The organism is Polynucleobacter sp. MWH-Braz-FAM2G (assembly GCF_018687635.1).
In the GTDB taxonomy this organism is placed as follows: domain Bacteria; phylum Pseudomonadota; class Gammaproteobacteria; order Burkholderiales; family Burkholderiaceae; genus Polynucleobacter.
Map to the genome: position 1 here is coordinate 1,559,185 of NZ_CP061300.1, position 23,081 is coordinate 1,582,265.

The window sequence follows — 23,081 nt, forward strand, 5'->3', positions numbered from 1 at the left end:
AACTGCTCTATTTGATAGTCATTAACCAGGAGAGCACATCAGCCTTTTCTTGAGCAGTACACTCGCGACCCAAGACATCATTACAGTTGCGCTTGAACCACTTCTCAACTTTGGCTTGGTCAGTAAATCTATCAGGATTTACATTGGGTGATAAAGGCTTAATCACCTTGCCAGTAACAATATGTTTGGTGTCATGATTAGGAGGGTTCTCATGGCATGAGGCACAACTCCATTCCTTGCCGTGTTTAACATTAAAAAATTGCTCACCACGAGATGGAGAGCCTTTTGCAGACTGTGACTCATAACCCTTTAGCAAATCTTGTGGTGTTGCCGACAAGACAGCTACAGAAAAACCTAGCAAAGAGAAAGCCAATAGTAGTTTTTTACACATAACACCATACCTAACTTAACTTACTTGATCAGTATGCGCCAAATTGATGACGTAGTGATTAAAGCAGACAAACAATCACATTTAATATTGATGTGGATCAAAAAGGAGGTAGCGCATTTCAATTCAATTTGAAATAAACACTATTTAATGTGACATTACTCACAAATGAGCATAGGATTGACCAGTGAGGGAAAACATATGAATTTATTGCAAACTTCTCTGATTGGTGGTCTCTGCTTAGCAAGTCTACATTTCTGCTGGGTCATATTGGTGGCGCTTGGTTTGGCTCAATCCTTGTTGAATTTTATTTTCAAACTCCATATGTTGAACTCGCCATTTATTGTTCAAACATTTGATCCATTGCTAGCCATAGGATTAATTGGCATCACATTCTTGATTGGCTGTTTTTACGGTGCACTCTTTTATTTAATCAAGAATAAATTTTTTTAGCCCCTTATTGATATGTCACTCATTTTTCTCCTACTCTCTCCAGCCTTATTTGGGCTATTTTTGATCATTCGTTTTCAAATATGCTCTAGTCGTCGAAGACGTTTAATAGACACTTATGGCATTGATTCCAAGAAATTAAGAAAGATGAGTTGTAAAGAGGTGAGCAAGTTAAGGGGTCTCATTGATGAAATGCAGAATAAGGGTGATGCATTCGGCCTTGAATCAATCATCAGACCCTTAAGACCGTAAATCAGAAATCAAAACGACAAAAGGGGAATGACAAATGAAAATCTTATTACCAATAGATGGATCAAAGTCAGCATTGAATGCAACTAAATACGTTGCCAAACTAGCAAAGAACTCTCGAAGCCCAGCTGTTGTTACATTACTTAGCGTGCATGATGATGCTTCACTGAATTACGTAAAGCAATTTGTTGCTAAAAGCGTTGTGGATGACTATTTACGTGAAGTGAGTGAAAAGGAATTAAAAGCAGCGCAGAAAGTTTTAGATGCCGCACGCGTTAAGCATAATATGGTTATTAAACGTGGACACATTGCCGATGAAGTTATTGCTCTTGCCAATAAAGATAAAGTTGATCTAATTGTGTTGGGAGCAAAAGGCAGAGGTGGGCTAATGGATATACTAATCGGCTCTGTAGCACTGCGCGTCTCTGGCGCAGCAAAGCAGCCTGTTTTACTGATTAAATAATCTATCTCTAAGACAAAAAAACCAACCTTCGGGTTGGTTTATTATTTGGTTCAATGGCCTAGCGTTACTTATTTCACTACTGTATCTAAAACCAATTGCCTGCTTTACAAGCCCATATACTTTCACCAAAGCTGAGTAGCACCACCATACAATGGTCACCCCACTAAATTAAGAAATATATCGGGATTCAAGCATTTTTACCATTGCGTAAATTGAAGCATTCGAAGGCGTTGCGATCTGATAATGTTTTCCAAGCTTCACAATATAACCATTTAAAAACTCAATTTCTGTCTTTTTCTTTTTTGCCAAATCCTGAGCAGTTGAAGAGATTTGTGTAGCCATAGTCTTTGCAATTTGCGCGTTTGCATTTTGCGCCTCTTGTTGACTAATGGTGACACCCTCGCATTTGGCAATCTTTATAAATTCTTGCGTAATCTCTTCGATGACTTGCACAATCTCTGGTATTTTTATCATGTCGCCATAGCAAATTTGCCCTATTCCAGAAATGCCGTTATAGGAACAGTTCACTAAAAACTTTAACCACATATCTTTTTTAATGTCTTGGGTGATGGCGCAAGGAACTGAAGCCTCCTGAAATAAAGCGCATACCTGATTCAGTATTTCTAAATCAGATGGAGCTAAATTTTTCATTCCCCCAATGACCAACTCGCCCCTGCCGTGATGCTTCATTGTTCTGTTATCTACCATTCCACAAGCAACGTAGACGACCGCCGGAAAGACCGAGTTTGAAACTATAGAAGTGGCAATATCTGCATTTGCTACGCCATTTTGCAAACTCAGTATTACTGCATGTTTTGGCACAATAGATGCAATTTCATGCATGAGTTTTTCAGTATCAGGCGACTTTACTGTTAGCAAAATTAAATCCGCATCAGTCAGATCATGCAAATTACTAGTGACCTTGATTTGAAGGACTTCTTTAAAGGTTTGACAGTCCATCAATAGACCATCTCTTTTGATAGATTCCGCGCGCTCTGGTCTTGCAATAAGGGTCACATCGTAGTTTGCACGCCCCAACATGCCGCCAAAAAAACAACCAACGGCCCCTGCGCCCAATACATAAATTTTTTTAAACTGTCTCAATTGCTTATTTGCAATCACTTAACTTGATGATCTAATCTTGTAATAAAAATAGCAATTTCTTACCGATGACGATTTCATTTTAGGCTATCAACTAATGGCTATTTAGCCAACTGAGTAGACTTTGATTGAATTTATCGGGCTGTTCCATCAAGAAAAAATGGCTAGCATTCTCAAATAGAATGGTTTCACAGCCTGGAATGCCCTTACTCAGGATATTGGTAGCGGTTAGCGAACAAATAGGATCACTAGTTCCCGCCATCACTAAAGTGGGCTGAGTAATTTGATCTAACTGGTTACTAGTGTCATGGTTTTGACATGCTTCATTCTGGCGTATGTAACAAGCAGGCAACCGAGTTTCACCACCAATCAATGCCTCAATTCTTTTTACCTGCTCCTGCTTGGTGTTAAAGAATTCTGCTGATACAAAGTTTTGCACAGAATGACGCGCATGGTCAGCCCAATTCATACGCCACTCCAACGCCTCTCGCATGTTCAAGAGAACGCGACGACCTAAGGGATCTAAAACGGCAAAAGAAGCACATAACACGAGTGATTTAACCCGCGCAGGTGCCATCAGTGCCATATGCTGTGCTACCGCACCACCCATAGATCGACCTACTACATGGGCAGAATCAATTCCCAAATAGTCCATCAACCCCAAAGTATCTTTAGCTAAATCTTGAGTGCTAATAGACTCATCCACTTGCGTACTTTTACCTGCCCCACGGTTATCAAATGCAATCACTCTATAGTGATCTTTCAGAATCTGAATTTGATTGGTCCATGCACTGTAGTCTCCAGCTAAGCCATGAATCAAAACTACTGGAATTCCTTTGCCGATATCTAAGTAATGAATATCGTAATTGCCTATCTTGGCTGTTTTTAAATATTCTTCCATGCTTTAGTTCACTATTCGACACTCAAGTGGGACTGCAGTTCATTTTGCTTTTCAGTAAAGAGCGCCTTAGTTCCTGCGAATACTACTTTGCCTCCATTTAGGAGAACAATATCGTCAGCAACGCTTAAAGCTAAATTGAGATTTTGCTCAACCATCACAATTGAGATAAATGGCTTGAGGGTCGCAATAATGTTGCCAACCTCTTTCACGATCTGTGGCGCTAAGCCTTCAGAGGGTTCATCCAATAGCAAAACTTTAGGGTTGGTCATCAGAGCTCTACCAATCGCCAGCATCTGCTGCTCACCGCCGGATAAACTACCTGCCAATTGATGTTGGCGCTCTTGCAGTCTCGGGAAAAACTGAAAAACATCCTGTAGATTCCATTGACGTGAGCTACCTGAACGTGGAGCCTGATAAGCAACATCTAGATTTTCTTTCACGGATAGGCTTGGGAAAATACGTCGGCCTTGAGGAACAATACCAATACCTGCCTGACAAATTTTCTCTGGAGAAAGTTTTTGCAACTGAATGCCATCAAGCTCAATCAAGCCACTGCGTTCCGGTAAAAATCCAATGATGGAACTAATACAAGTTGTCTTGCCCGCACCATTTCTGCCGAGAAGCGCAAGTACAGTATCTTTCTTCAGATCAAACGAAACATCATAAAGAATATGGCTATCGCCATAGAAGGCATTCAAGCCCTCAATCTTTAATATTGAATTAGTGGCCAAGGTAAATCTCCTTGGTGCGCGGATCATTCACGACTTCTTGACGTGTGCCTGTTGTAATTACTTCTCCGTAATGCAAGAGCGTGACGCGATCAGCAAAAGCCAAAGCTACCGCCATATCGTGCTCGATCATCAAGATGGTAATGTTGCGATCAATTTGCTGCAGCAAAGCAGTAATGGTTTCACGCTCTTCAGTGGATAGGCCTGCTAATGGCTCATCCAGTAATAAAAGTTTAGGATTTTGAGCCAAAGCCATGGCGATCTCAAGACGACGCTTCTCACCATAAGAAGTCTGCTCTAGAGGAAAATACGCTTTAGAAGCGAGCCCTACTTTTTCTAGAACAGCTAATGCTCTCTGATCAAGATCAGATTCAGATAGAAAAGATCCCCAGCACTTCCAACGCAAGGGCAATTTTCCTAACAAAGCCAATTTGACATTTGAAATTAAATTGTCTTTTCCAAATAGCGTCAGAATTTGATAGGTTCTTGCTAAGTCCAGTTGCGCACGTTTAGCCGTTGGTAGCTTAGTAACATTTTTCCCGGCTAGAGTAATAGATCCAGAATCTGAAGCTAAGTCGCCAGAGATTAGGTTAAACAGTGTAGTTTTACCTGCACCATTTGGACCAATCAGTAAATGTCTCTCACCCGGATTGACAGTAAGATTGACAGCCTTAGTCACCTTTAGCCCACCAAAGGACTTACTGAGATCAGAGACTTGAAGTATGGGGCTCATTTTTTATTTACTTGAAGTAAATGCATTTTTAATGCGATCAAAACCAGAAACAATACCGCCTGGAATGAACATCACAATGAAAATAAATACCAACCCCAACAATGTGACCCAGTGGTCAACATATTGACTGGCAACATTCTTTAGCAACATGACTAAAGCAGCACCAATGACTGGACCCAATAAGGTGCCGGCACCGCCAGCAATCACCATCAACAACATTTCAGCTGAATTTGCTAATGAAAGACTATGTGGGCTAATAAATTGGTGATAGTAGACATACATCATCCCGCCAATTGCTCCAAAGAAACCACAGGCGGTAAAGGTTATCCAACGAATAAACCACACATTAAATCCAAGAGCACTCATACGCCGTGGTTGATCTTTAGTGCCCCGAATGGTTGCCCCAAATGGAGATCGCACCAGAATTGCAATCGCGCCCCAGACTAATAAAAATACGATTAGGGTGAAATAGTAAAAATGACTTGCTTCACCAAAATCAATTCCGAATGGACTAGGTCTTGTAATGCCAGATATACCGTTATCACCGCCAGTAACACTAGCCCAACGGTAAGCTAAGCCCCACAAAATTTGACCAAATGCCAAGGTAATCATTAGAAAACTGATGCCTGTTGCCCGCAATGCGATCAAACCAAATACACCGGCGATAACTGTAGTGCTCACAATTGCAATCGCAGCCGTACTGGCATGGCTCCACCCCAACTTCACAGTTAACCAACTGCTTATGTATGCCGCCAAACCAAGATAACCCGCATGGCCTAAAGATGTCAGGCCAGCATACCCCACAAGTAAATTTAGACTCATGGCAAAAATAGCAGCTATTAATATTTGACTAGCAAGATTGGTGTAATAAGTTCCCCCAAGAATAAAAGGGAGAATTAGCAACACCAGCAGGACGGCAATATAAAAAATGCGGTTCACGCAGAAATCTTTCCAAACAAGCCGCGGGGTCTTACAGCCAAAATAATCAGCATTGGTAAAAACAAAATGATGTATGCCAAGTCTGGAAAAAGCGCTTGACCAAAGCTATAAATAAAACCAATGAGAAAGCTACCAATGAATGCACCCATTAAGCTACCAAGCCCACCAAGAATCACAACCACCAAAGCGATCGGCAACATATCCGCATCCAAACCTGGGTAGACAGATAAAATCGGCGCCGCAGCGATACCACCAACACCAGCCAATGCCGCGCCCAAGCAAAACACTATGGAAAATAATTTAGTAGCAGGAACACCAATGCCCTGTGCCATTTGTCGATCATCAACACTGGCGCGAATCATGACGCCCAGCTTTGTTTTTTCAAGTAATAACCATAAGCCCAGCGCGACAAAAATACTAAAGATGACTAGGGCAATTCGGTAAAGAGGAAATGTTTGGCCAAATACTTGAACACCTCCAGCCAAAAAACTCGGTGCAGCAACAGGACGAGGATCGCCTCCCCAAAACCACAAACTACAATCTGCAATGACAAAGGCTACGCCCAAGGTAGCTAATACTTGTGAAAGACTGTTGCCCGCTAGGCGACGCAAAATGACGCGTTCTACGATGCAACCTAAAAGACCGATTGCTATAGCTGCAGCCAAAATTGCCAAAAAGAAAGAGTGGCCAGCTTCAATAACACTTAATCCAACATAAGCGCCCAACATGAAATATGCGCCATGTGAAAGATTAGCAATACGCATTAATCCAAAAATTAATGAAAAGCCTGCTGCTAGGGTGAAGAGAACTCCCCCTAGAGCAAGGCTATTAAGACTCTGAATTAACCAAAAAGACATGCGTAACGATTTAGTTTTCTAAATTATTCGCAGGCGGGTAATCTCTTGAATAAACAGGATTTGCTAAGAAATCTTTAGTCTTGTAGGTCCAGAACTGACTAACTGCTGGATAGGTCTTAATGACCACATTAGACAGTTTTCCATCCTTCTTCTCCACCTTACGAATATAGATATCCATAATAGGATTGCCCAAAGCATCTAGTGTGACCTTACCTCTTGGATCATTTGGCAATTGAACTGCACGCAAGGCGGCCATGAATGCATTCTTATCTTCAATATTGCCTTTGACATCTTTGAGAGCTTGCTCAAGCATTAATGCGGCACCATAAGCACCCATGGAATAGTAACCAGGATCCTTTTTATATTGCGCGTTGAAGTCCTTAACAAATTTAGCATTAGCTGCGTTGTTTAAGTTTGCCGAATACCAACCAGTGGAGATCACACCCAAGGCATCATCTCCCATGAATGGTAGGATCCCCTCATCCACGGTAGTCATAGCGCCCAAGAGCGGGATTTTTCCTTTTAAGCCGTACTCACTGTATTGCTTAACAAACTTCACGCCGTTACCACCAGCGAAGGCTGCGAATACCGCGTCCACATTTGGCTTAATTTGACCAATGTATGTACCGTAGTCAGCTACGTTTAGAGGAGTCCACAATTTTTGAACAATCTTGCCGCCATTCTCTTCGAATGTTCTTTGAAAACCAGCTGCAATCTCATGACCAAATGCAAAGTCATCAGCAATGATGGCAATACGTTTGTATTTCAAGTCCTTGGCAGCATATTCACCTAGTGCATGACTTGGTTGCGCAGAGCTACCTACTCCACGGACAAACCAAGGATTCGGTTTGCGCTGGGTTAAGTCTTCAGCACCGGCAGATGGAGAGATCACTGGAACACCGACTTTTTTAATATAGTCATCTACAGCAATCGCCTCGAACGCGGCCAAAGGTCCAATAATTACTTGCACCTTATCTTTTTCCACCAACTCTTGTGTTTTTGTTTTGGTGACAGCTGGCTGACCAGATGTATCAGCAACAAAAAGCTCAACCTTACGACCAGCGATCGTGTTGTTGCGCTCTTTCATAAAGAGATTAATTGCTTCTTCCATCTGTTTTCCACCAGCGGCAAGAGCGCCCGATTTGATGGTTAAAAAGCCCACCCTAATTGGTGTGCTGTCGGCCGCAAATGCAGCTGGGGTCATTAGCGCCCCAGTTACTGCAAGTGCAATTGCCTTTAGGTGAATCTTCTTCAACATGATTGTCTCCTCACGATGTTTGGCAGTCTTTTATTAGTATTTTGAGTCTTGATTGATATACTACAACAAATTTAAATTTAATCAATAAAATCTTAGAAAATTTAATTATTGATATAAATCAATAGTTTATAAAATTTATCACACTCATAAAAATCTCTTGTGATATATTACGATCAATATTTACACCTTATCTAATATTTTCTATTCATGGCCAGCAACATCGCAGAACCTTTAGAGTCAGACGGAAGACTGCTTCGAGAAAGAGTCTATGAAGAGCTGCGCCATGACATCCTCACATGCAAACTCATGCCCGGCGCTGAAATTAGGGAGGCTGAGTTGGCGGCTCGATTTGAAGTTAGCAAGTCTCCTGTGCGAGATGCGCTAATTAGTCTGGAGCGAGAAGGCCTAGTCATCACAATCCCACGTCAAGGCTATCGAGTAGCGCCTGTTTCTATCTCTGACATGCTCGATATGTTTCATTTACGTGCAGCCCTAGAACGCGCCAATATTGAGCGAATGATTCGAAATGCAAGCGATGAACAGTTGCAATCTTTGGATCAATTCAAAAGCTTCCATCAAGAAGCTTCGCCTGCTGGCTTTATTAGCTATAACAAACAATTTCATCGCCACTTGGCTGAATTAGGTGGTAATCCACGAATGCGCGACCAACTGATTGATCTGATCGATCTAATGGAAAGAGCAGTTCAAATTAGCGTGAGCAATGTGGATCATGGAAAGCCAGAGGCTTTGGTTGCAGAACATCGCGAAATTATCGAAGCCATTCAATCTAGATCAGTCAAAACCGCTCAGCGCTTAGCTGAGCAACACGTTCTTGCAGCAGGCAAGCGAGTTAGCAATGCCGTATCACGCTCAATGATTGTTAGTTAATTCAATAATTTTTTAATAAGGATTCTCATGTCAACCTCCAATAAGCAAGTACCTATTCGTGGTCTGTTCATCGATGGCAAAGAGGTGCCAGCTTCTCAACCGGATTTGCTAGACGTTTTAAATCCAGCGACCGGTGAGATGCTTGCGCAGATTTCACATGCTACTGACGCTGATGTGGATAAGGCTGTAAAGAGTTCTGCAAAAGCATTCGCCAGCCCAGAGTGGAGCGCAATGTCAAATCGCACAAGAGCCAAATTGATCAACAAGCTGGCAGATGTATTTGAAGCCAATCTAGAAGAAATCTACACATTAGAAACCGCTAACAATGGTCGCTCATTGAACGAGACACGCGCCCAGGTTTCTCGTCTGCCAGATTTTTTCCGCTATAACGCAGGTCTAGCCATTGCCCGTCGCGACTCAGTTATTCCAGTCGATGGCAACTACTTAAATTACACATTGCGCACTCCAATCGGAGTTGTTGGCAATTCCACACCCTTTAATCATCCATTAATGATTATGGTGAAAAGTCTAGCCCCTACCCTGGCATCAGGTTGCACCACGGTCGTAAAGCCTTCTGAATACACCCCATTAACTACATTACGTCTTGCTCAGTTATTTGTAGAAGCTGGTTTACCTCCAGGCGTATTTAACGTGGTCACAGGTCTTGGACCCTCAACCGGCAAAGCGCTTGCTGAGCATCCTGGTTTAGCAAAATGGGTGCTAACAGGCGGTACAGAAGCCGGTCGAATTACTGGAGCGTTGGCGGGAAGTAATTTTGCTCATCAAACTTTAGAGCTCGGTGGCAAGACTCCAGTACTCGTATTTGATGATTTCAATGTCGATCAAGCAGTCAACTACGCAGCTTTTGGTGCGTTCATCGGCGCAGGACAAACATGCATCTGCGGTAGTCGTCAAATCGTTCAAGCCAGCATTTACGATGAGTTTGTTGAGAAGCTTGCCGCTAAAGCAAAGTCTATTCGCATTGGCAATCCAATCGATCCTACCGTGCAATTAGGACCAGTTGTCTCTGCTCGTCAACAACAGCGCGTTCTTAAATACATCGACATTGGCTTGAATGAAGACAAAGCACGTCTTGTTGCTGGCGGCAAAGTGCCAAGCGATCCCGCATTAAAAGATGGCTTTTTTGTAGAACCAACTGTCTTTGCTGATGTCACCAGAAAAATGCGCATTTTCCAAGAAGAAGTTTTTGGACCATTCGTTTCTGTCACCAAATTTACGACCGAAGAAGAGGGTTTGGAATTAGCAAATGACTCACCATTTGGTCTTGCAGGGGCAATCCGCACAAATGATGTCACCAGAGCGCATCGAGTTGCTGCAAAACTCAAGTGCGGCATTGTTTGGGTGAACGATCATCACCGCTTAGACCCAGCATCTCCATGGGGTGGCATTAAAGACTCAGGCATTGGTCGCGAGTGCGGCACAGAGTCCTTTGATCAACACTTTGAAACCAAGAGTGTGATGATTCGTATGGATGATGCTCCATTTGATTGGTACAAAGATACCGCCAGCCAACCACGTCTCAATTAATCAACGATCTTTAATTTGAGATTTAGAGGAAAAATTTACATGGCTAATAAAACAATCACCATTGGAAACAATAAGCTGAGCTTGGATATTTCGGGCTCAGGAGCACCTATCGTTTTATTTCATTCTCTTTTGGCGGATAGCTCTTCGTTTGCCCCGCTCTCTGAAGAGCTCGTTAAAACCCATCAGGTAATTTCACTTAACCTCCCTGGCTTCGAAGGCTCTGATTTTGTTGGTGGTGACCTTAATACAATCGCCGACCACATTGCTCAAGGCATTCAAGCTCTGGAGCTTTCTGAGAAACCTATTTTTCTAGGCAATGGCTATGGCGGTTTCATCGCCTTAATTACTAGCATTCGACACCCACAATTGGCTTCTCGTTTGGTATTGGCAGATTGTGGCGCAATGTTCTCTGAACCTGGTCGTGCTGCCTTTAAAGGCATGTCGGCAGCAGCTAAAGAAAAAGGTCTTGAGGCCATTGCTGATGTAGCCATGCGCCGCTTATTTGCCCCAGAGTTTCAAGAACAAAATCCAGCATTGGTTGCCGAAAGAAAGAAACGCTTCTTGGCACTCAATACAGATACATTCCACGGTGCATGTGCCGCTCTTGCTGGCTTAGATATCCGCGACCAACTTTCCAAGGTAACTCAACCAGTGTTGGTGCTTGTTGGTGAATTAGATGAGGCAACTCCATCAGCCATGTCTGTAGAACTGCATGCGGGACTGCCAAATGCCACATTAAATATCCTGCCAGGTCTAGCGCACGTTCCTCAACTTCAGGCACCATCGACATTTATGGAAGCTATTCGCGATTTCATCAACGTCAAATAATGAAAGTTGTACTCTACGGATATTGGCGGTCTCTAGCAGCTTATCGTGTTCGGGTTGCCCTAGGATTAAAGGGCATTTCTTTTCAAGAGGTATCCGTCAATCTAGCTAGTGGCGAACAATTTGGTGAGGCATACAGCACCCTTAATCCTCAGCATGTTGTTCCACTCCTTCAACACAACGATCATGAGATTGTTCAATCACTTGCCATTCTTGAATATATTGAGGATATCTGGCCTGAGCCACAACTGATTCCAAGTGCACCCCTAGATAAGGCCGAAGTTAAGGCTCTAGCGTTAATCACCATTGCAGACACTCATCCTCTGATTGTTCCGCGAGTAAGAAATTTCCTAAACAAGGAGCTAGGACTTGATGAATCAGGTCAATCCGCTTGGGCTCAGCATTGGTTTGCTAAAGGCAATGAGGCAATAGAAAGTACCCTCATTAAATTGGGAAAACACAGAACCTATTCGTTTGGCGACGAACTGACAATTGCAGATATCGCATTAACATCACATGTCATTGGGGCAAAGTTATTTAATGTTGATATGAGTAGCGCACCCATCCTGAGTGGGATCTTTGAGAACTGCATGAAGATTCCTAGTTTCTCAAATGCACATCCCCTCAAACAAGCTGGCGCACCCAAATAAGCCTAACCCAAATAAGCCTAAAAGTGATTTGCTGTTCATCTAGCTTTAAATTAAAAATCTCGCAATCGTAAAAGCCAGCATTCCTATAAAGATGGTTGCCAGCATGCTTTTGGTAATTAAAAAACCAATAATTGCGGCGATACCCCCATAGACCTGCGGTGAGTTGAGATGAAGCTCCAGAAGTTGCGAGGACGGATCTTTTGTAAATATTACTTCTGGAAGAACAATGGCAATTAATGCAGCAGTCGGCGCATAACGCAAAACTTCACGAATGGTTTCTGAAATTTCAAATCTCGATCCTGCCAATAAAAAGAAACCTCTAGTTATGATGGTAATCAGCATCAAACCCAGGAATGCAACCCACAACTCTAATGAACTCATCGCTTGGACTCCTTATTGCGCTTATCCATCAATATTGCCGCAACGACTCCCGCTACAACCGAGCACACAATCGATAGCCGATATGGAAAATTGATCGTCAATATACAGGCTGCAGCTGCGGCCAATGCCGAGACTAACGCCGTTTTATTTTGAATGGCAGGAACAATCAAGGCAATTAAGGCAAGTGTTCCAGCAAATCCAATACCCCAAGCACTCGGAATATAAGCTCCAAATATGATTGCCGTACTGACTCCTAACTGCCAAACCAACCAGTTAGTGATTGCCATTCCCAAAAAATAGAACAACTCTGTATGCGTACCATGTGCCTTTTCAGAGGCAGCAAATTTATGAACAAATTTGGCAAAAGCAATATCGCCATTCAAATAGCCAATAGACACCCTCTTCCAAAATGGATATTTTTTAAAGTGCGTTTGAAGTACCGCGCTAAATATGACGAAACGTAAGTTCACAATGAACGCAGTTAACCATATAGTCCACAAAGGAAAATCGCCCGCAATCAACGGCATCACGGCAAGTTGTGCCGATCCTGCATACGCCAAGATATTCATCCAAAAAGTTTCGAATGGTTTTAAGCCAGCGCTAATTAATGCAATATTGGTAACGATCGACCAAGCAAATATTGCGGGGGCTGGCTCAGCCATTGCTTTGACCCCATCAATAAAGGGAGCTTGTCTATAAAACTTCAAGGTAGGTAATGAGTGTTAGATATGCATTCGAAAGGAAATTGCATTATCGCATTTCATCCAAAATGACCGCTTTAGGAAATGAAAGAGTCCATAATAAATGGGGCTAATTAAGCCTGAGGATAGAAATTATCTAAGCCCTATTTGAACTCCAATTCCAATCTCAAATCCAACACTTATCGTTTAAATTAATTCTGATATTTCAATTAAGTTTTGATCAGGATCTCGAACGTAAACTGAATTGATTTTTTGTGTAGCACCAGTACGGATCACGGGACCTTCGATAACTGGCCAGTTTTCTGCAGCAAGTTTTGCCACCACCTCTTTAAGCGAGCGATCGGCAATAAAACAAAGATCGAGGGATCCAGGAGTTGGAAGATCTGCCTTAGGCTCAAACTCTTTTCCCTTAATATGCAGATTGATTTTCTGGTTACCAAACTTAAATGCTTTACGCTCAACTGGTGGCGTGCCCCCTATAAAGGATTCGAGCTTCATACCTAAAACACGAGTATAAAAATCGACGCATTCCGCCTCTTTAGCAGTTGTAAGCACTAAATGATCTAAATGATCGATCATGTTTATCCTCTTGTAGTCAATTTATTGAGCGCGACGTAATTCATCGACATAACTAGGCTCAGGATGTAATGCAAAAGCTGAACCCGCCTTTGCTACTTGCCCTGGTACTTCGTGCCCTACAATCTGCGGAAGCTCCCTAGCGAGTTGCAACAACTTTTCTAAATCAATGCCTGTCTCATAACCCATCGCATCTAGCATGTGAATAGCGTCTTCACTAGAAATATTTCCGCTGGCGCCTGGTGCATATGGACAACCACCCAAGCCGCCTAAAGAGCCATCAAATCGGACGATCCCGGACTGGACTGCAGCAAGCACATTCGCTAATCCCATTCCTCTGGTGTTATGGAAATGCATGGTGAGCTGTAAATTAGGAAAACGCTTTTGCAAGACATCGCTCATTCTCTTAACTTGCTCTGGATTTGCCATTCCAGTCGTATCGCAAATAGTCAGCCCCCTTACCCCTAGATCAGCAAAGCGTTGAGCAAAGTTTTCAACAACCGACTGAGACACATCGCCCTCCATAGGACAACCAAAACATGTGGATAAAGAGACGTTGATCGGTGTCCTACCATCTACATAACGTATAACCTCCGCCAATCCTGCAAAGCTTTTTTCTCTACCCATTCTGAGATTGGCTAAGTTATGAGTCTCAGAAGTCGACATTACCAAATTAAATTCATCCGCCCTAGATTCAAAAGCGCGTTCTGCGCCTCGTAAATTCGGCACCAATACCGTGTATTCCACACCAGGCAGTCGTTTGATACGACCCATCACCTCTTCCGCATCTCGTAGCATTGGAATCGCTTTAGGCGATGTAAAAGAGGTGACCTCAATCTTTGCAAATCCACACTCACTTAGAGCATCAATCAACCTCACCTTATCATCCGTAGGCACAAAACTTGCTTCAATCTGGAAGCCATCTCTTGTCACAACATCATTGAAATAAATTCTTGTCATATTCTTTTCTTTGGCTATTTTGTAAATGCAATGCCACGCTCTTTTAGAGAAGCAACCTGAAGATCGGTTAAACCAATGCTCTTCAAAATCTCATCCGTGTTCTCGCCAATATCGGGAGCCAGTGTTTTTAAAGAGCCTGGGGTGCGGGATAGTTTTGGTATGACACCTGGAACATCTAATGTAGATCCATCGCGCATCTGTATAGATTGAATATTTTCTCGCGCTTTGTAATGTGGATCGCTCGCTATATCCGCAACGGTATAGATACGCCCTGCAGGCACAGCAGCTGAATCCAAAACTTCTAATGCTCTATTGGTGCTGACTGTTTTTGCCCATTCACCGATAGCGTTATCAAGCTCGACCACCCGTTTAACACGGCCCTCATTATTTTCCAATTGCGGATCTTTACCCAAATCCTCGCGACCAATCACGGTCATTAAGCGCTTAAAAATACTATCACCATTGCCAGCAACTAAAACGTATCCGCCATCAGCACAAAGATAAGCATTGGTGGGTGCAATTCCAGGTAAAGCACTACCAGCAGCTTGCCGCACCTCACCAAAGGCACTGTATTCAGGCAAAAGACTTTCCATACAGTTAAAGACCGCTTCATAAAGAGCAATGTCAATAATCTGACCTTTGCCGCTAACATGCCTCTCTTGTAATGCCAACAAAATACCAATGACGCCATGCAAAGAAGCCAAGGTGTCGCCGATACTAATACCTACGCGAACGGGTACTCTGCCTGGCTCAGCAGTTAAATGGCGTAAACCACCCATAGCCTCTGCAACCACTCCAAATCCTGGCTTATCTCTATAAGGACCAGATTGACCATAGCCACTGATTCTTAAGACAATTAACCTTGGATTGATTTCTAGCAATACTTGGGGGTCAAGCCCCCAACCCTCCAATGTGCCTGGGCGAAAGTTTTCAATTAATACATCCGCCTCTTTAAGCAAGGTCCTGACAATATCTTGCGCCTCAGCCTCTCTTAAATCCAAAGAAAGAGAGCGCTTGTTCCGTGACTGCACTTGCCACCAAACCGATGTTCCATCTTTTAAAAGACGCCACTTCCGCAATGCGTCACCCACCTTAGGCGGCTCAATCTTAATTACGTCAGCACCAAAATCAGCCAATGTTTTCGCAGCAAATGGCCCAGCAATTAATTGCCCCATTTCAACGACTTTAAGTTTTGCTAATGGCTCCATCACATTCCTTGAAAGTATTTTTCGTGAAGTTACACCCCCTCATTAGACTTGAAAATTGCTATTTGGAGATATAGCCTTCTCATTTTGCGAAGGTATGGGTAGAATTGGGTCATGAAAACCCTCCTAAACCCCGCCAGAGTGGACTTTGTTACTCTCAAGCTATTTTGCGCAATTGTGCAATCTGGCAGCATTACCAAAGGCGCGAGTGAATGCAACCTTGCTCTATCAGCAGCGAGCAGGCGCATTTCAGAATTTGAAGAAACCGTTGGAGTGGCACTACTCGACCGTTCCGTAAAGGGTGTCACCCTAACCTCTGCGGGACATGCAGTGATGCAACATGCGTTGAGGCTGTTTCAAGGCTTTGAGCAACTCAGCAATGAACTAAGCGGGTATTCCAAAGGCATTAAGGGACACGTTCGGCTTTGGGCCAATATGTCTGCATTAACCGAATTTCTTCCGAAAGCATTAGCCAGTTTTTTAAAAGACCACCCTGACATTCAAGTAGAGGTCGAAGAGCAATTAAGTGGTGACATAGTCAGAGCGCTAATGGATGGTATTGCCGATATTGGCGTATTTGCTGAAGGCCCAATTACTACCGGTTTAGAAACCAAAATCATGGGAAGAGATCAACTCGTGATTGCCTGCAGTAATATCCACGCCTTAAGCAAAAGAAAACGGATTACTTTTGATGAGTGTCTCGAATATGATTTCGTGGGACTCAATAGAGGCAGCTCACTACTAGAGCTCACCTCACGCTCCGCCGAGAAACTAGGCAAGCAAATGCGTTTAAGAATTCAGGTGAGAAGTTACGACGCCATGTGTCAAATGATCGCTGTCAATTTAGGCATTGGGGTACTACCCCTCCAAGCCTGCGCAGCGCAAATTAAAGCGCTCAATCTAAAGACTATTCATTTAGATGATCACTGGGCCAACAGAAACTTGCTTGTGGCCATGAAAGCCAACATCAATCAATCCCCAGCAACTAATTTATTAAGTCAATTTTTACTGGGGTTTAATTGAATTTTCAAGACAGTCGGACATAAATTCAATATATTTCACGCCCATTTTAGTTGGCACGACAAACTTTTTTCTGCCATCCTCTTTGTCGTTTACCAGCTTGATGTAGCCCATACTGATTAAATTTTTTACGCGGCCGTGAAGTGTTGCCTGGGATCCTAACTTTTTAAGCCCGAGCAATTCACCAACTAAAATTTCACCCTCTTTCTTAGTAGAAAGAAAAATATACTCTAGCAATGAGATCTCAATCTGATCAAGTTCTCTGCCTGGATTTATGCGATCCAATGAATCTAAAACATTTAAAAATCGTATGTACGTGTTCTTCATAAAAAATCCTCTCTGGGCTTAATCACCAAAACATGGTGCAAATTTAACGCTATATCTTTGACCACTCTATTAAAGATGTATAATTGATACATCTTAAAGCTGAATTGTATACCTGCTTGATTTTGAATTGGAGAGAACATGCGGTTTACTACTTACACGGACTATTCACTCAGGGTTCTGATGTATCTTGCACGCTCTTCAAATGAAACTACCACGATTACAGAACTCTCTGATTTCTTTAAGATTTCCCGCAATCATTTAGTAAAAATTGTTCACCATCTTGGTCTAATTGGTTATATAAAAACCACTAGAGGCAGATCTGGAGGCATCAGGCTTGCTAAGTTAGCCAAAGACATCAAACTTGGTGATGTAGTTAATCAAACAGAACCTGATTCCAACCTGCTGGAGTGCCTTACACCAAACGCATCTAGTTGCGTGATAGATAAACAATGTCGGCTAAAAGGAATTTTGGCGACCGCGCAACGTGAATTTATTGAAGGATTAAACAAATACTCCTTACAGCAATTTGCTACCCCCACTGGCAAAACCAAAGACCTTTTTAAATCAGTAATGATTCATTCAAAATAAGGCATCAATATGAAAATCGACTTTGCAGAACTAGTTCACTCCATGGGTGATGCCGTGGTCATATCCAATGCCAAGGGTGACATTATTTATTGGAATAGCGCAGCTGAGCGTATTTTTGGATTTAGTCAGTCCGAAGCTCTAGGTTCAAGCTTAGATCTCATCATTCCAGAGCGACTTCGCCACCGTCACAATGAGGGCTATGAGCACTCCATGCAAACAGGCACTACTCGCTACGGAGATAAGCTGTTAACTGTTCCCGCCTTGCATAAGTCTGGCAAACCTCTTTCCATCGCATTTACTGTTTCGATGATTTTTGATGCAAACCATCAAGCCACCGCTGTAGCAGCAGTCATTAGAGATGACACCGAGAGATTTAATGAACAAAGAGCACTCAAAAAGCGAATTGCTGAGCTTGAAGGACAGTCCAAATAAAAAAGCCCTCTATGGTTATAGAGGGCCTTGAGTGGCGTTACTAGTAAAGCGATCTTGCGCTTAACTAATTCTTATGCAAATTAATAATTGCGGAAAAATCTAGCTTGCCACTGCCTTGAGAGCTAAATAATTGATAGAGCTGTTGAGCTACTGCTCCTAGCACCACAGGTTGTTTAGCAAATTTTGCCGCCTCTGTTGCCAATCCCAAATCCTTCAGCATTAAATCCACACCAAACCCACCGGTATAGCCCCTGGAAGCAGGTGCAGTCTCCACTACACCGGGGTATGGGTTATAGATTTCTGAACTCCAACATCTACCGCTAGAAGTATTGATAATGCCAGCTAATACCTTAGGATCCATTCCTAAAGAGACCCCCAAAGACATCGCTTCAGCTGTTGCAATCATCGAGATACCGAGGAGCATATTGTTGGCCACTTTAGCCACTTGGCCGTTGCCAGAGCCTCCGCAATGAACAATATTTTTACCCATCTTCGCTAGCAGTGGTTGTGCACGATCAAAGCCCTCCTTTTCGCCGCCAACCATGAATGTCAAAGTCCCAGCTTCAGCTCCGCCAGTGCCACCAGATACTGGTGCATCTAACATGGTATTACCTTGATCCTTAGCCGCCTTCGCAACCTCTCTTGCTGTTTGAGGATCAATAGTCGAGCAATCAATTAATAAAACACCTTTAGCAACCGACTTCAATATTCCGTCTTGATTGAGATAGACCGACTTCACATGCTGACTTGCAGGCAACATTGTGATGATGACTTCCATATTTGCAGAGTTCGCTATTTCCGCTACAGACTTGCTCACCTGAGCACCAGCATCGCGCAATTGAGCCAGGGCATCCGCAGATAAATCGAAAACTGTTAAGTCATGACCAGCTTTGATTAAGTTGCGAGCCATTGGCGCGCCCATATTACCTAAACCAATAAATCCAATTTTCATTCTTATCTCCATTGAGATTTTTGAAGATCGCAAAAATAATCCCCACTAACTCTCAGAGCCAATGGGGACGCATCAATATTACTTCAAAGAAATAGTTGTATTGACACCACCGCTTTGATTATCTTCCTCAAACCAGCGCGAAGTCACTGTTTTTGTTTGAGTCCAGAAAGAAATAGCCTGCTTGCCATTAGGTCCCAAATCTCCCAACTTCGAAGCGCGTGAGCCAGTAAAGCTAAAGTAAGCCACAGGAACCGGAATAGGCACATTGATACCTACTTGACCGACATCAATTTCATTTTGATACTTTCTAGCTGACCAACCACTAGAAGTAAATATGGATGTGCCATTACCATTCGGATTTGCATTAATAAATGCAATCGCATCCTCAAGAGTATCCACACAAACAATATCAAGAACAGGCGCAAAAATTTCCTGATCATAAATATCCATTCCAGGCTTCACATCGCTAAAAATGGTGGGGCCAATAAAATTACCCTCCTCATAGCCAGGCACTACACATTTCCTACCGTCGAGAAGTAATTTGGCGCCTTGGGCTACACCAGAATCAATTAGAGAAAGCGCACGGACTTTGGCATGTTTATTAACCAAGGGGCCGAGATCAGCAGTTCTATCAGTACCTGGACCGACTTTTAAGGCCGCTGATTTTTCCACGATCTCATCAATCCAATTTTTAGCATCCCCAACCAACACAGTCACCGAGTTAGCCATGCATCGCTGACCTGCGGCGCCAAAAGCAGAACCTAATAAATTATTGATTGCCTGACTTCTATTAGCGTCAGGCATGATGACGCAATGATTTTTTGCCCCCATCATTGATTGCACCCGCTTACCAGACTCAGAGCCACGACGGTAAATATGAGTTCCAACCTTAGTCGACCCAATGAAAGAGATTGCTTTGATGTCTGGATGATCGCAAATCATATTCGCTACATCGGGTCCACCGTGCACCACATTCAATACTCCAGGAGGTAGACCTGCTTGATGAGCTAACTCTGCTAGCAACATGCTTGAGCTAGGGTCCTGCTCTGATGGCTTCAAGATAAATGTATTACCAGAGGCAATCGCCATTGGGAACATAAAGCATGGCAACATTACTGGGAAGTTAAATGCGGTAATACCAGCACCAACACCGATTGGTTGCATCAATGTATACACTTCAACACCGGTTGCGGCATTTTCTGCAATTTCACCTAACTGCAAAGATGTGATGGAGCATGCATGCTCAACCACTTCTAATCCTCTACCAATTTCCCCCTCAGCGTCTGGAAGTGTTTTGCCATGCTCTCTAGTGATTAATTCAGCCAATGGACCTACGTTATCACGTATCAGTTGTTGAAACTTCAACATAATGCGCATCCGATTGGAGAGCGAAACATTACGCCAAGTTTTAAATGCATTCTTAGCAGAAGCGACTGCAATATTTAGCTCCTCCTGAGTTGCAAATGGAACTCTTGCAACCACTTCTTGTGTAGCTGGGTTAATTACATCGCGCCATTCGGTTGACTTTGATTCATATGGCTTACCATCAATCAGATGATGAATTTTTGGAACTGAATTATTTGATGTCATATTCACTCTTTACTGTTGTTAATGTTGATTTCTAAATGGATGTAATTACTTTTTAACCAATGGGCAGGTGGATTCTGATAACGGCTTAAAAGCAATTTGCGAAGGAATAGTGCTAACTAAGTTGTAGTAATCCCAGGGACCTTTTGATTCGCTTGGCTTTTTAACCTGAAATAAATAAACGTCATGAATCACTCTTCCGTCTGGACGGATTGATGCATTGCGCATTACTGAATCTTTAATTGGGGTGTCACGCATAGTTTGCGCAATCACTTTCCAATCATCTGATTTAGCTGCAGCGACTGATTTCAAGTAATGGTAAGTGCTTGAGTAGACTCCAGCTTGAACCATTGTCGGCTTAAAGCCTCTGTGCAACTTTTCAAACCGCTTAGAAAATGCACGGGTTTGATCATCAAGATCCCAATAAAAACCCTCCGAGAACAAAAGTCCTTGCGCAGTGTTCAAACCCATAGAATGAACGTCAGTTAAAAAAACCAGCAATGCAGCAACTTGCTGTTGACTGGTAGTCCCAATGCCAAACTCTTTTGATGCCTTGATGGCATTCACTGTATCTTGAGCGCCATTTGCTAACGCAATCACATTGGCCTTAGATGCTTGGGCCTGCAATAAGGCTGATGAAAAATCACTATTATTTAATGGATGCTTCACACTTCCAACAACTGTGCCGCCATTCGCCTTAACAATATCTCCCGCCTCTTTTTCTAGGGATTGGCCAAATGCATAATCCACAGTCACAAAATACCAGGTCTTACCACCCTTGCGAGTGATTGCTGACGCTGGTCCAGATGCTGAAGAATAAGTATCAAACATCCAGTGAAATCCGTTTGGCGCACAATCTTCATTCGTTAAACGTGTAGTAGCAGGTCCGCTATACATAGCGATACCGCCCTTTTCTTTGATGAGCTTTTGAACAGCTAAAGCACCAGCAGAATTTGTTAAATCCACGATGGCATCAACACCATCTTTATCCATCCATTCACGAGCCTTAGAGACCATAATGTCAGGCTTATTTTGATTATCAGCAGAGACTAATTCAATCTTCATCCCTTTACATTCCGCCTTCAGGCAATCGTCTATCGCCATTTTTGCAGCGACAACCGATCCTTCGCCCCCCATTCCTGAGTATGGACCAGACATGTCTGTCAGGACCCCGATCTTCACGCCACCATTACTTAAATCTGCCTGCGCAGTGCCCATTGCAAGCATTGCACCTAAAAGCAAAGATAGTTTCTTCATTTTGAGCATCTTGATTCCCCTGATTATTAGTCTTATTTTTGAATAAATCCCGCAAACATCTATGCAATCCTTTTGAATCTTACTTCTGTATTTTTACAATTAGAATCGAGTAATATGCATATTTACTTTGCAAATTTGCATAACTATGAATCACAATTCCATCAATTGGGACAACATTAGGGTGTTTTTAGCCGTAGCCAGGCTTCAGTCGGCCTTTGAAGCGGCAAATCACCTAAAAATTGATCAATCCACAATTAGTAGAAGACTCAAAAAACTTGAGGAAGAGATTGGATCAGAGCTATTTACCAGGAACTCACAGGGCCACTTGCTGAACGCAAACGGACATCGCTTACTTGAATATGCCGAAACCATTGAAAACACCATCTCCTCAATGGAAAGTAAATTAGGTGGCGATAGCCAAATATTAACGGGCTCAATACGACTTGGAGCCACAGAAGGATTTGGGGGAACATTTTTAGCCCCTCACCTAGCAAATTTTTGTGAAATGCATGCAGGGCTTACCGTTGATTTATTGGCATTACCCCGTTTTATCAATCTATCTAAACGAGAGGCTGATTTAGTAGTTAGCATTGATAGACCTGAAACTGGTCCCTACATTACGTGCAAATTGACTGACTACAAACTGCAAGCATATGCAACCGAACAATACCTAGATAATCATCCGAGAATTCAAAATTTAGAGGATTTGGGTAAACATAAATTTACTGGCTATGTAGATGAATACTCATTTAGCCCAAAATTACAATATCTCAAAAATCTTGCGCCAAACGCTCACGTCCCCTTTAGAAGCAGTAGCCTTACCGCTCAATTACAAGCCGCACTTCAAGGAAAAATGTTAGCAGTGTTACCTTGTTTTTTAGCTAAAAGCTACCCAGCTCTTATTCCAGTTCTGCCCGATAAAACCAGCTTTAATAGAACCTTTTGGCTAATTGCTCCAAGTGAGCGAAAAAGCGTCGCAAGGGTAACAGTGTTATGGGACTATCTACGGCATATCTCCTCAATTAATCAAGAATATCTTCTTGGTGACAGCTTAAACATTACCTTGAACTAAATCCCATTCAATGACATCTTCACCAAATAGACATATGATGAACTG

Annotated in this window: 27 protein-coding genes; 10 read left to right on the plus strand and 17 right to left on the minus strand. The window is 42.8% G+C overall.

Going from position 1 to position 23,081, the window contains the following annotated elements:
• Positions 1 to 7: 7 nt before the first annotated feature.
• Positions 8 to 391, minus strand: a complete 384-nt coding sequence (locus tag FD973_RS07865) for a DUF1924 domain-containing protein (protein WP_215322796.1) — start codon at positions 389 to 391, stop codon at positions 8 to 10.
• A gap of 198 nt (positions 392 to 589) precedes the next feature.
• On the opposite strand from FD973_RS07865, the gene FD973_RS07870 reads away from it, so the two are divergent.
• Complete coding sequence (locus FD973_RS07870) at positions 590 to 841, plus strand: hypothetical protein (protein ID WP_215322797.1); 252 nt, start codon at positions 590 to 592, stop codon at positions 839 to 841.
• Between the two features lie 283 nt (positions 842 to 1,124).
• Positions 1,125 to 1,550 (plus strand): universal stress protein, encoded by a 426-nt coding sequence (locus tag FD973_RS07875; RefSeq protein WP_215322798.1) that lies wholly within the window; start codon positions 1,125 to 1,127, stop codon positions 1,548 to 1,550.
• A gap of 168 nt (positions 1,551 to 1,718) precedes the next feature.
• On the opposite strand, the gene FD973_RS07880 is transcribed toward FD973_RS07875, so the two are convergent.
• From FD973_RS07880 to FD973_RS07910, 7 genes are all read right to left on the minus strand, one after another.
• Positions 1,719 to 2,654, minus strand: a complete 936-nt coding sequence (locus FD973_RS07880; RefSeq protein WP_215322799.1) for a ketopantoate reductase family protein — start codon at positions 2,652 to 2,654, stop codon at positions 1,719 to 1,721.
• A 91-nt stretch (positions 2,655 to 2,745) separates the two neighbouring features.
• Complete coding sequence (locus tag FD973_RS07885) at positions 2,746 to 3,552, minus strand: alpha/beta fold hydrolase (RefSeq protein ID WP_215322800.1); 807 nt, start codon at positions 3,550 to 3,552, stop codon at positions 2,746 to 2,748.
• Positions 3,553 to 3,563: 11 nt separating this feature from the next.
• Positions 3,564 to 4,283 (minus strand): ABC transporter ATP-binding protein, encoded by a 720-nt coding sequence (locus FD973_RS07890; protein WP_251368751.1) that lies wholly within the window; start codon positions 4,281 to 4,283, stop codon positions 3,564 to 3,566.
• Positions 4,273 to 5,013 (minus strand): ABC transporter ATP-binding protein, encoded by a 741-nt coding sequence (locus tag FD973_RS07895; RefSeq protein ID WP_215322801.1) that lies wholly within the window; start codon positions 5,011 to 5,013, stop codon positions 4,273 to 4,275. The genes FD973_RS07890 and FD973_RS07895 overlap by 11 nt, the downstream gene beginning before the upstream one ends.
• Positions 5,014 to 5,016: 3 nt before the next feature.
• On the minus strand, positions 5,017 to 5,952 hold the full coding sequence (locus tag FD973_RS07900; RefSeq protein WP_215322802.1) for a branched-chain amino acid ABC transporter permease: 936 nt from the start codon (positions 5,950 to 5,952) through the stop codon (positions 5,017 to 5,019).
• Positions 5,949 to 6,809 carry a branched-chain amino acid ABC transporter permease gene (locus FD973_RS07905; RefSeq protein WP_215322803.1) on the minus strand — a complete coding sequence of 287 codons (861 nt, stop codon included), beginning with the start codon at positions 6,807 to 6,809 and terminating at the stop codon, positions 5,949 to 5,951. The genes FD973_RS07900 and FD973_RS07905 overlap by 4 nt, the downstream gene beginning before the upstream one ends.
• Before the next feature lie 10 nt (positions 6,810 to 6,819).
• Positions 6,820 to 8,067: an ABC transporter substrate-binding protein gene (locus tag FD973_RS07910; RefSeq protein WP_215322804.1), complete on the minus strand. Its 1,248-nt coding sequence runs from the start codon at positions 8,065 to 8,067 to the stop codon at positions 6,820 to 6,822.
• Between the two features lie 207 nt (positions 8,068 to 8,274).
• Between FD973_RS07910 and FD973_RS07915 the strand changes: the two genes are divergently transcribed.
• The 4 genes from FD973_RS07915 to maiA are packed head-to-tail and all read left to right on the plus strand — an operon-like array spanning position 8,275 to position 11,978.
• On the plus strand, positions 8,275 to 8,955 hold the full coding sequence (locus FD973_RS07915) for a GntR family transcriptional regulator (RefSeq protein WP_215322805.1): 681 nt from the start codon (positions 8,275 to 8,277) through the stop codon (positions 8,953 to 8,955).
• A gap of 27 nt (positions 8,956 to 8,982) precedes the next feature.
• Positions 8,983 to 10,503: an aldehyde dehydrogenase gene (locus tag FD973_RS07920; protein ID WP_215322806.1), complete on the plus strand. Its 1,521-nt coding sequence runs from the start codon at positions 8,983 to 8,985 to the stop codon at positions 10,501 to 10,503.
• 39 nt (positions 10,504 to 10,542) lie between these two features.
• Positions 10,543 to 11,331: an alpha/beta fold hydrolase gene (locus FD973_RS07925; RefSeq protein ID WP_215322807.1), complete on the plus strand. Its 789-nt coding sequence runs from the start codon at positions 10,543 to 10,545 to the stop codon at positions 11,329 to 11,331.
• Entirely contained in the window at positions 11,331 to 11,978 is a 648-nt protein-coding gene (maiA, locus tag FD973_RS07930) for a maleylacetoacetate isomerase (protein ID WP_215322808.1), read from the plus strand. The genes FD973_RS07925 and maiA overlap by 1 nt, the downstream gene beginning before the upstream one ends.
• A 45-nt stretch (positions 11,979 to 12,023) precedes the next feature.
• On the opposite strand, the gene FD973_RS07935 is transcribed toward maiA, so the two are convergent.
• The 5 genes from FD973_RS07935 to FD973_RS07955 form a co-directional block, all read right to left on the minus strand.
• A complete protein-coding gene (locus FD973_RS07935; RefSeq protein ID WP_215322809.1) occupies positions 12,024 to 12,359 on the minus strand; it encodes an AzlD domain-containing protein in 336 nt (111 codons plus the stop codon).
• Entirely contained in the window at positions 12,356 to 13,021 is a 666-nt protein-coding gene (locus FD973_RS07940) for an AzlC family ABC transporter permease (RefSeq protein WP_215322810.1), read from the minus strand. The genes FD973_RS07935 and FD973_RS07940 overlap by 4 nt, the downstream gene beginning before the upstream one ends.
• Before the next feature lie 225 nt (positions 13,022 to 13,246).
• Positions 13,247 to 13,639: a VOC family protein gene (locus FD973_RS07945; protein WP_215322811.1), complete on the minus strand. Its 393-nt coding sequence runs from the start codon at positions 13,637 to 13,639 to the stop codon at positions 13,247 to 13,249.
• Between the two features lie 21 nt (positions 13,640 to 13,660).
• Positions 13,661 to 14,596: a hydroxymethylglutaryl-CoA lyase gene (locus FD973_RS07950; RefSeq protein ID WP_215322812.1), complete on the minus strand. Its 936-nt coding sequence runs from the start codon at positions 14,594 to 14,596 to the stop codon at positions 13,661 to 13,663.
• A 14-nt stretch (positions 14,597 to 14,610) separates the two neighbouring features.
• Positions 14,611 to 15,804 carry a CaiB/BaiF CoA-transferase family protein gene (locus FD973_RS07955; RefSeq protein ID WP_215322813.1) on the minus strand — a complete coding sequence of 398 codons (1,194 nt, stop codon included), beginning with the start codon at positions 15,802 to 15,804 and terminating at the stop codon, positions 14,611 to 14,613.
• Positions 15,805 to 15,915: 111 nt separating this feature from the next.
• Between FD973_RS07955 and FD973_RS07960 the strand changes: the two genes are divergently transcribed.
• Positions 15,916 to 16,824 (plus strand): LysR family transcriptional regulator, encoded by a 909-nt coding sequence (locus FD973_RS07960; protein ID WP_215322814.1) that lies wholly within the window; start codon positions 15,916 to 15,918, stop codon positions 16,822 to 16,824.
• Here the strand turns inward: FD973_RS07960 and FD973_RS07965 are convergent.
• Positions 16,807 to 17,106 carry a MarR family winged helix-turn-helix transcriptional regulator gene (locus FD973_RS07965; protein WP_251368752.1) on the minus strand — a complete coding sequence of 100 codons (300 nt, stop codon included), beginning with the start codon at positions 17,104 to 17,106 and terminating at the stop codon, positions 16,807 to 16,809. The two genes, FD973_RS07960 and FD973_RS07965, sit on opposite strands and share 18 nt — an antisense overlap.
• Before the next feature lie 180 nt (positions 17,107 to 17,286).
• Between FD973_RS07965 and FD973_RS07970 the strand changes: the two genes are divergently transcribed.
• Together FD973_RS07970 and FD973_RS07975 are read left to right on the plus strand one after the other, a co-directional pair.
• Complete coding sequence (locus FD973_RS07970) at positions 17,287 to 17,736, plus strand: Rrf2 family transcriptional regulator (protein ID WP_215322816.1); 450 nt, start codon at positions 17,287 to 17,289, stop codon at positions 17,734 to 17,736.
• A gap of 3 nt (positions 17,737 to 17,739) precedes the next feature.
• Complete coding sequence (locus tag FD973_RS07975; protein ID WP_215324758.1) at positions 17,740 to 18,168, plus strand: PAS domain-containing protein; 429 nt, start codon at positions 17,740 to 17,742, stop codon at positions 18,166 to 18,168.
• Between the two features lie 64 nt (positions 18,169 to 18,232).
• Here the strand turns inward: FD973_RS07975 and mmsB are convergent, their stop codons facing one another.
• The 3 genes from mmsB to FD973_RS07990 form a co-directional block, all read right to left on the minus strand.
• Positions 18,233 to 19,120, minus strand: coding sequence for a 3-hydroxyisobutyrate dehydrogenase (mmsB, locus tag FD973_RS07980; RefSeq protein ID WP_215322817.1), 888 nt, complete (start codon positions 19,118 to 19,120; stop codon positions 18,233 to 18,235).
• Positions 19,121 to 19,198: 78 nt separating this feature from the next.
• Positions 19,199 to 20,710: a CoA-acylating methylmalonate-semialdehyde dehydrogenase gene (locus FD973_RS07985; protein ID WP_215322818.1), complete on the minus strand. Its 1,512-nt coding sequence runs from the start codon at positions 20,708 to 20,710 to the stop codon at positions 19,199 to 19,201.
• Positions 20,711 to 20,755: 45 nt separating this feature from the next.
• Positions 20,756 to 21,964: an ABC transporter substrate-binding protein gene (locus FD973_RS07990; protein WP_215322819.1), complete on the minus strand. Its 1,209-nt coding sequence runs from the start codon at positions 21,962 to 21,964 to the stop codon at positions 20,756 to 20,758.
• Positions 21,965 to 22,109: 145 nt separating this feature from the next.
• Between FD973_RS07990 and FD973_RS07995 the strand changes: the two genes are divergently transcribed.
• Positions 22,110 to 23,036: a LysR family transcriptional regulator gene (locus tag FD973_RS07995; RefSeq protein WP_215322820.1), complete on the plus strand. Its 927-nt coding sequence runs from the start codon at positions 22,110 to 22,112 to the stop codon at positions 23,034 to 23,036.
• The last annotated feature ends 45 nt before the right edge of the window (positions 23,037 to 23,081 follow it).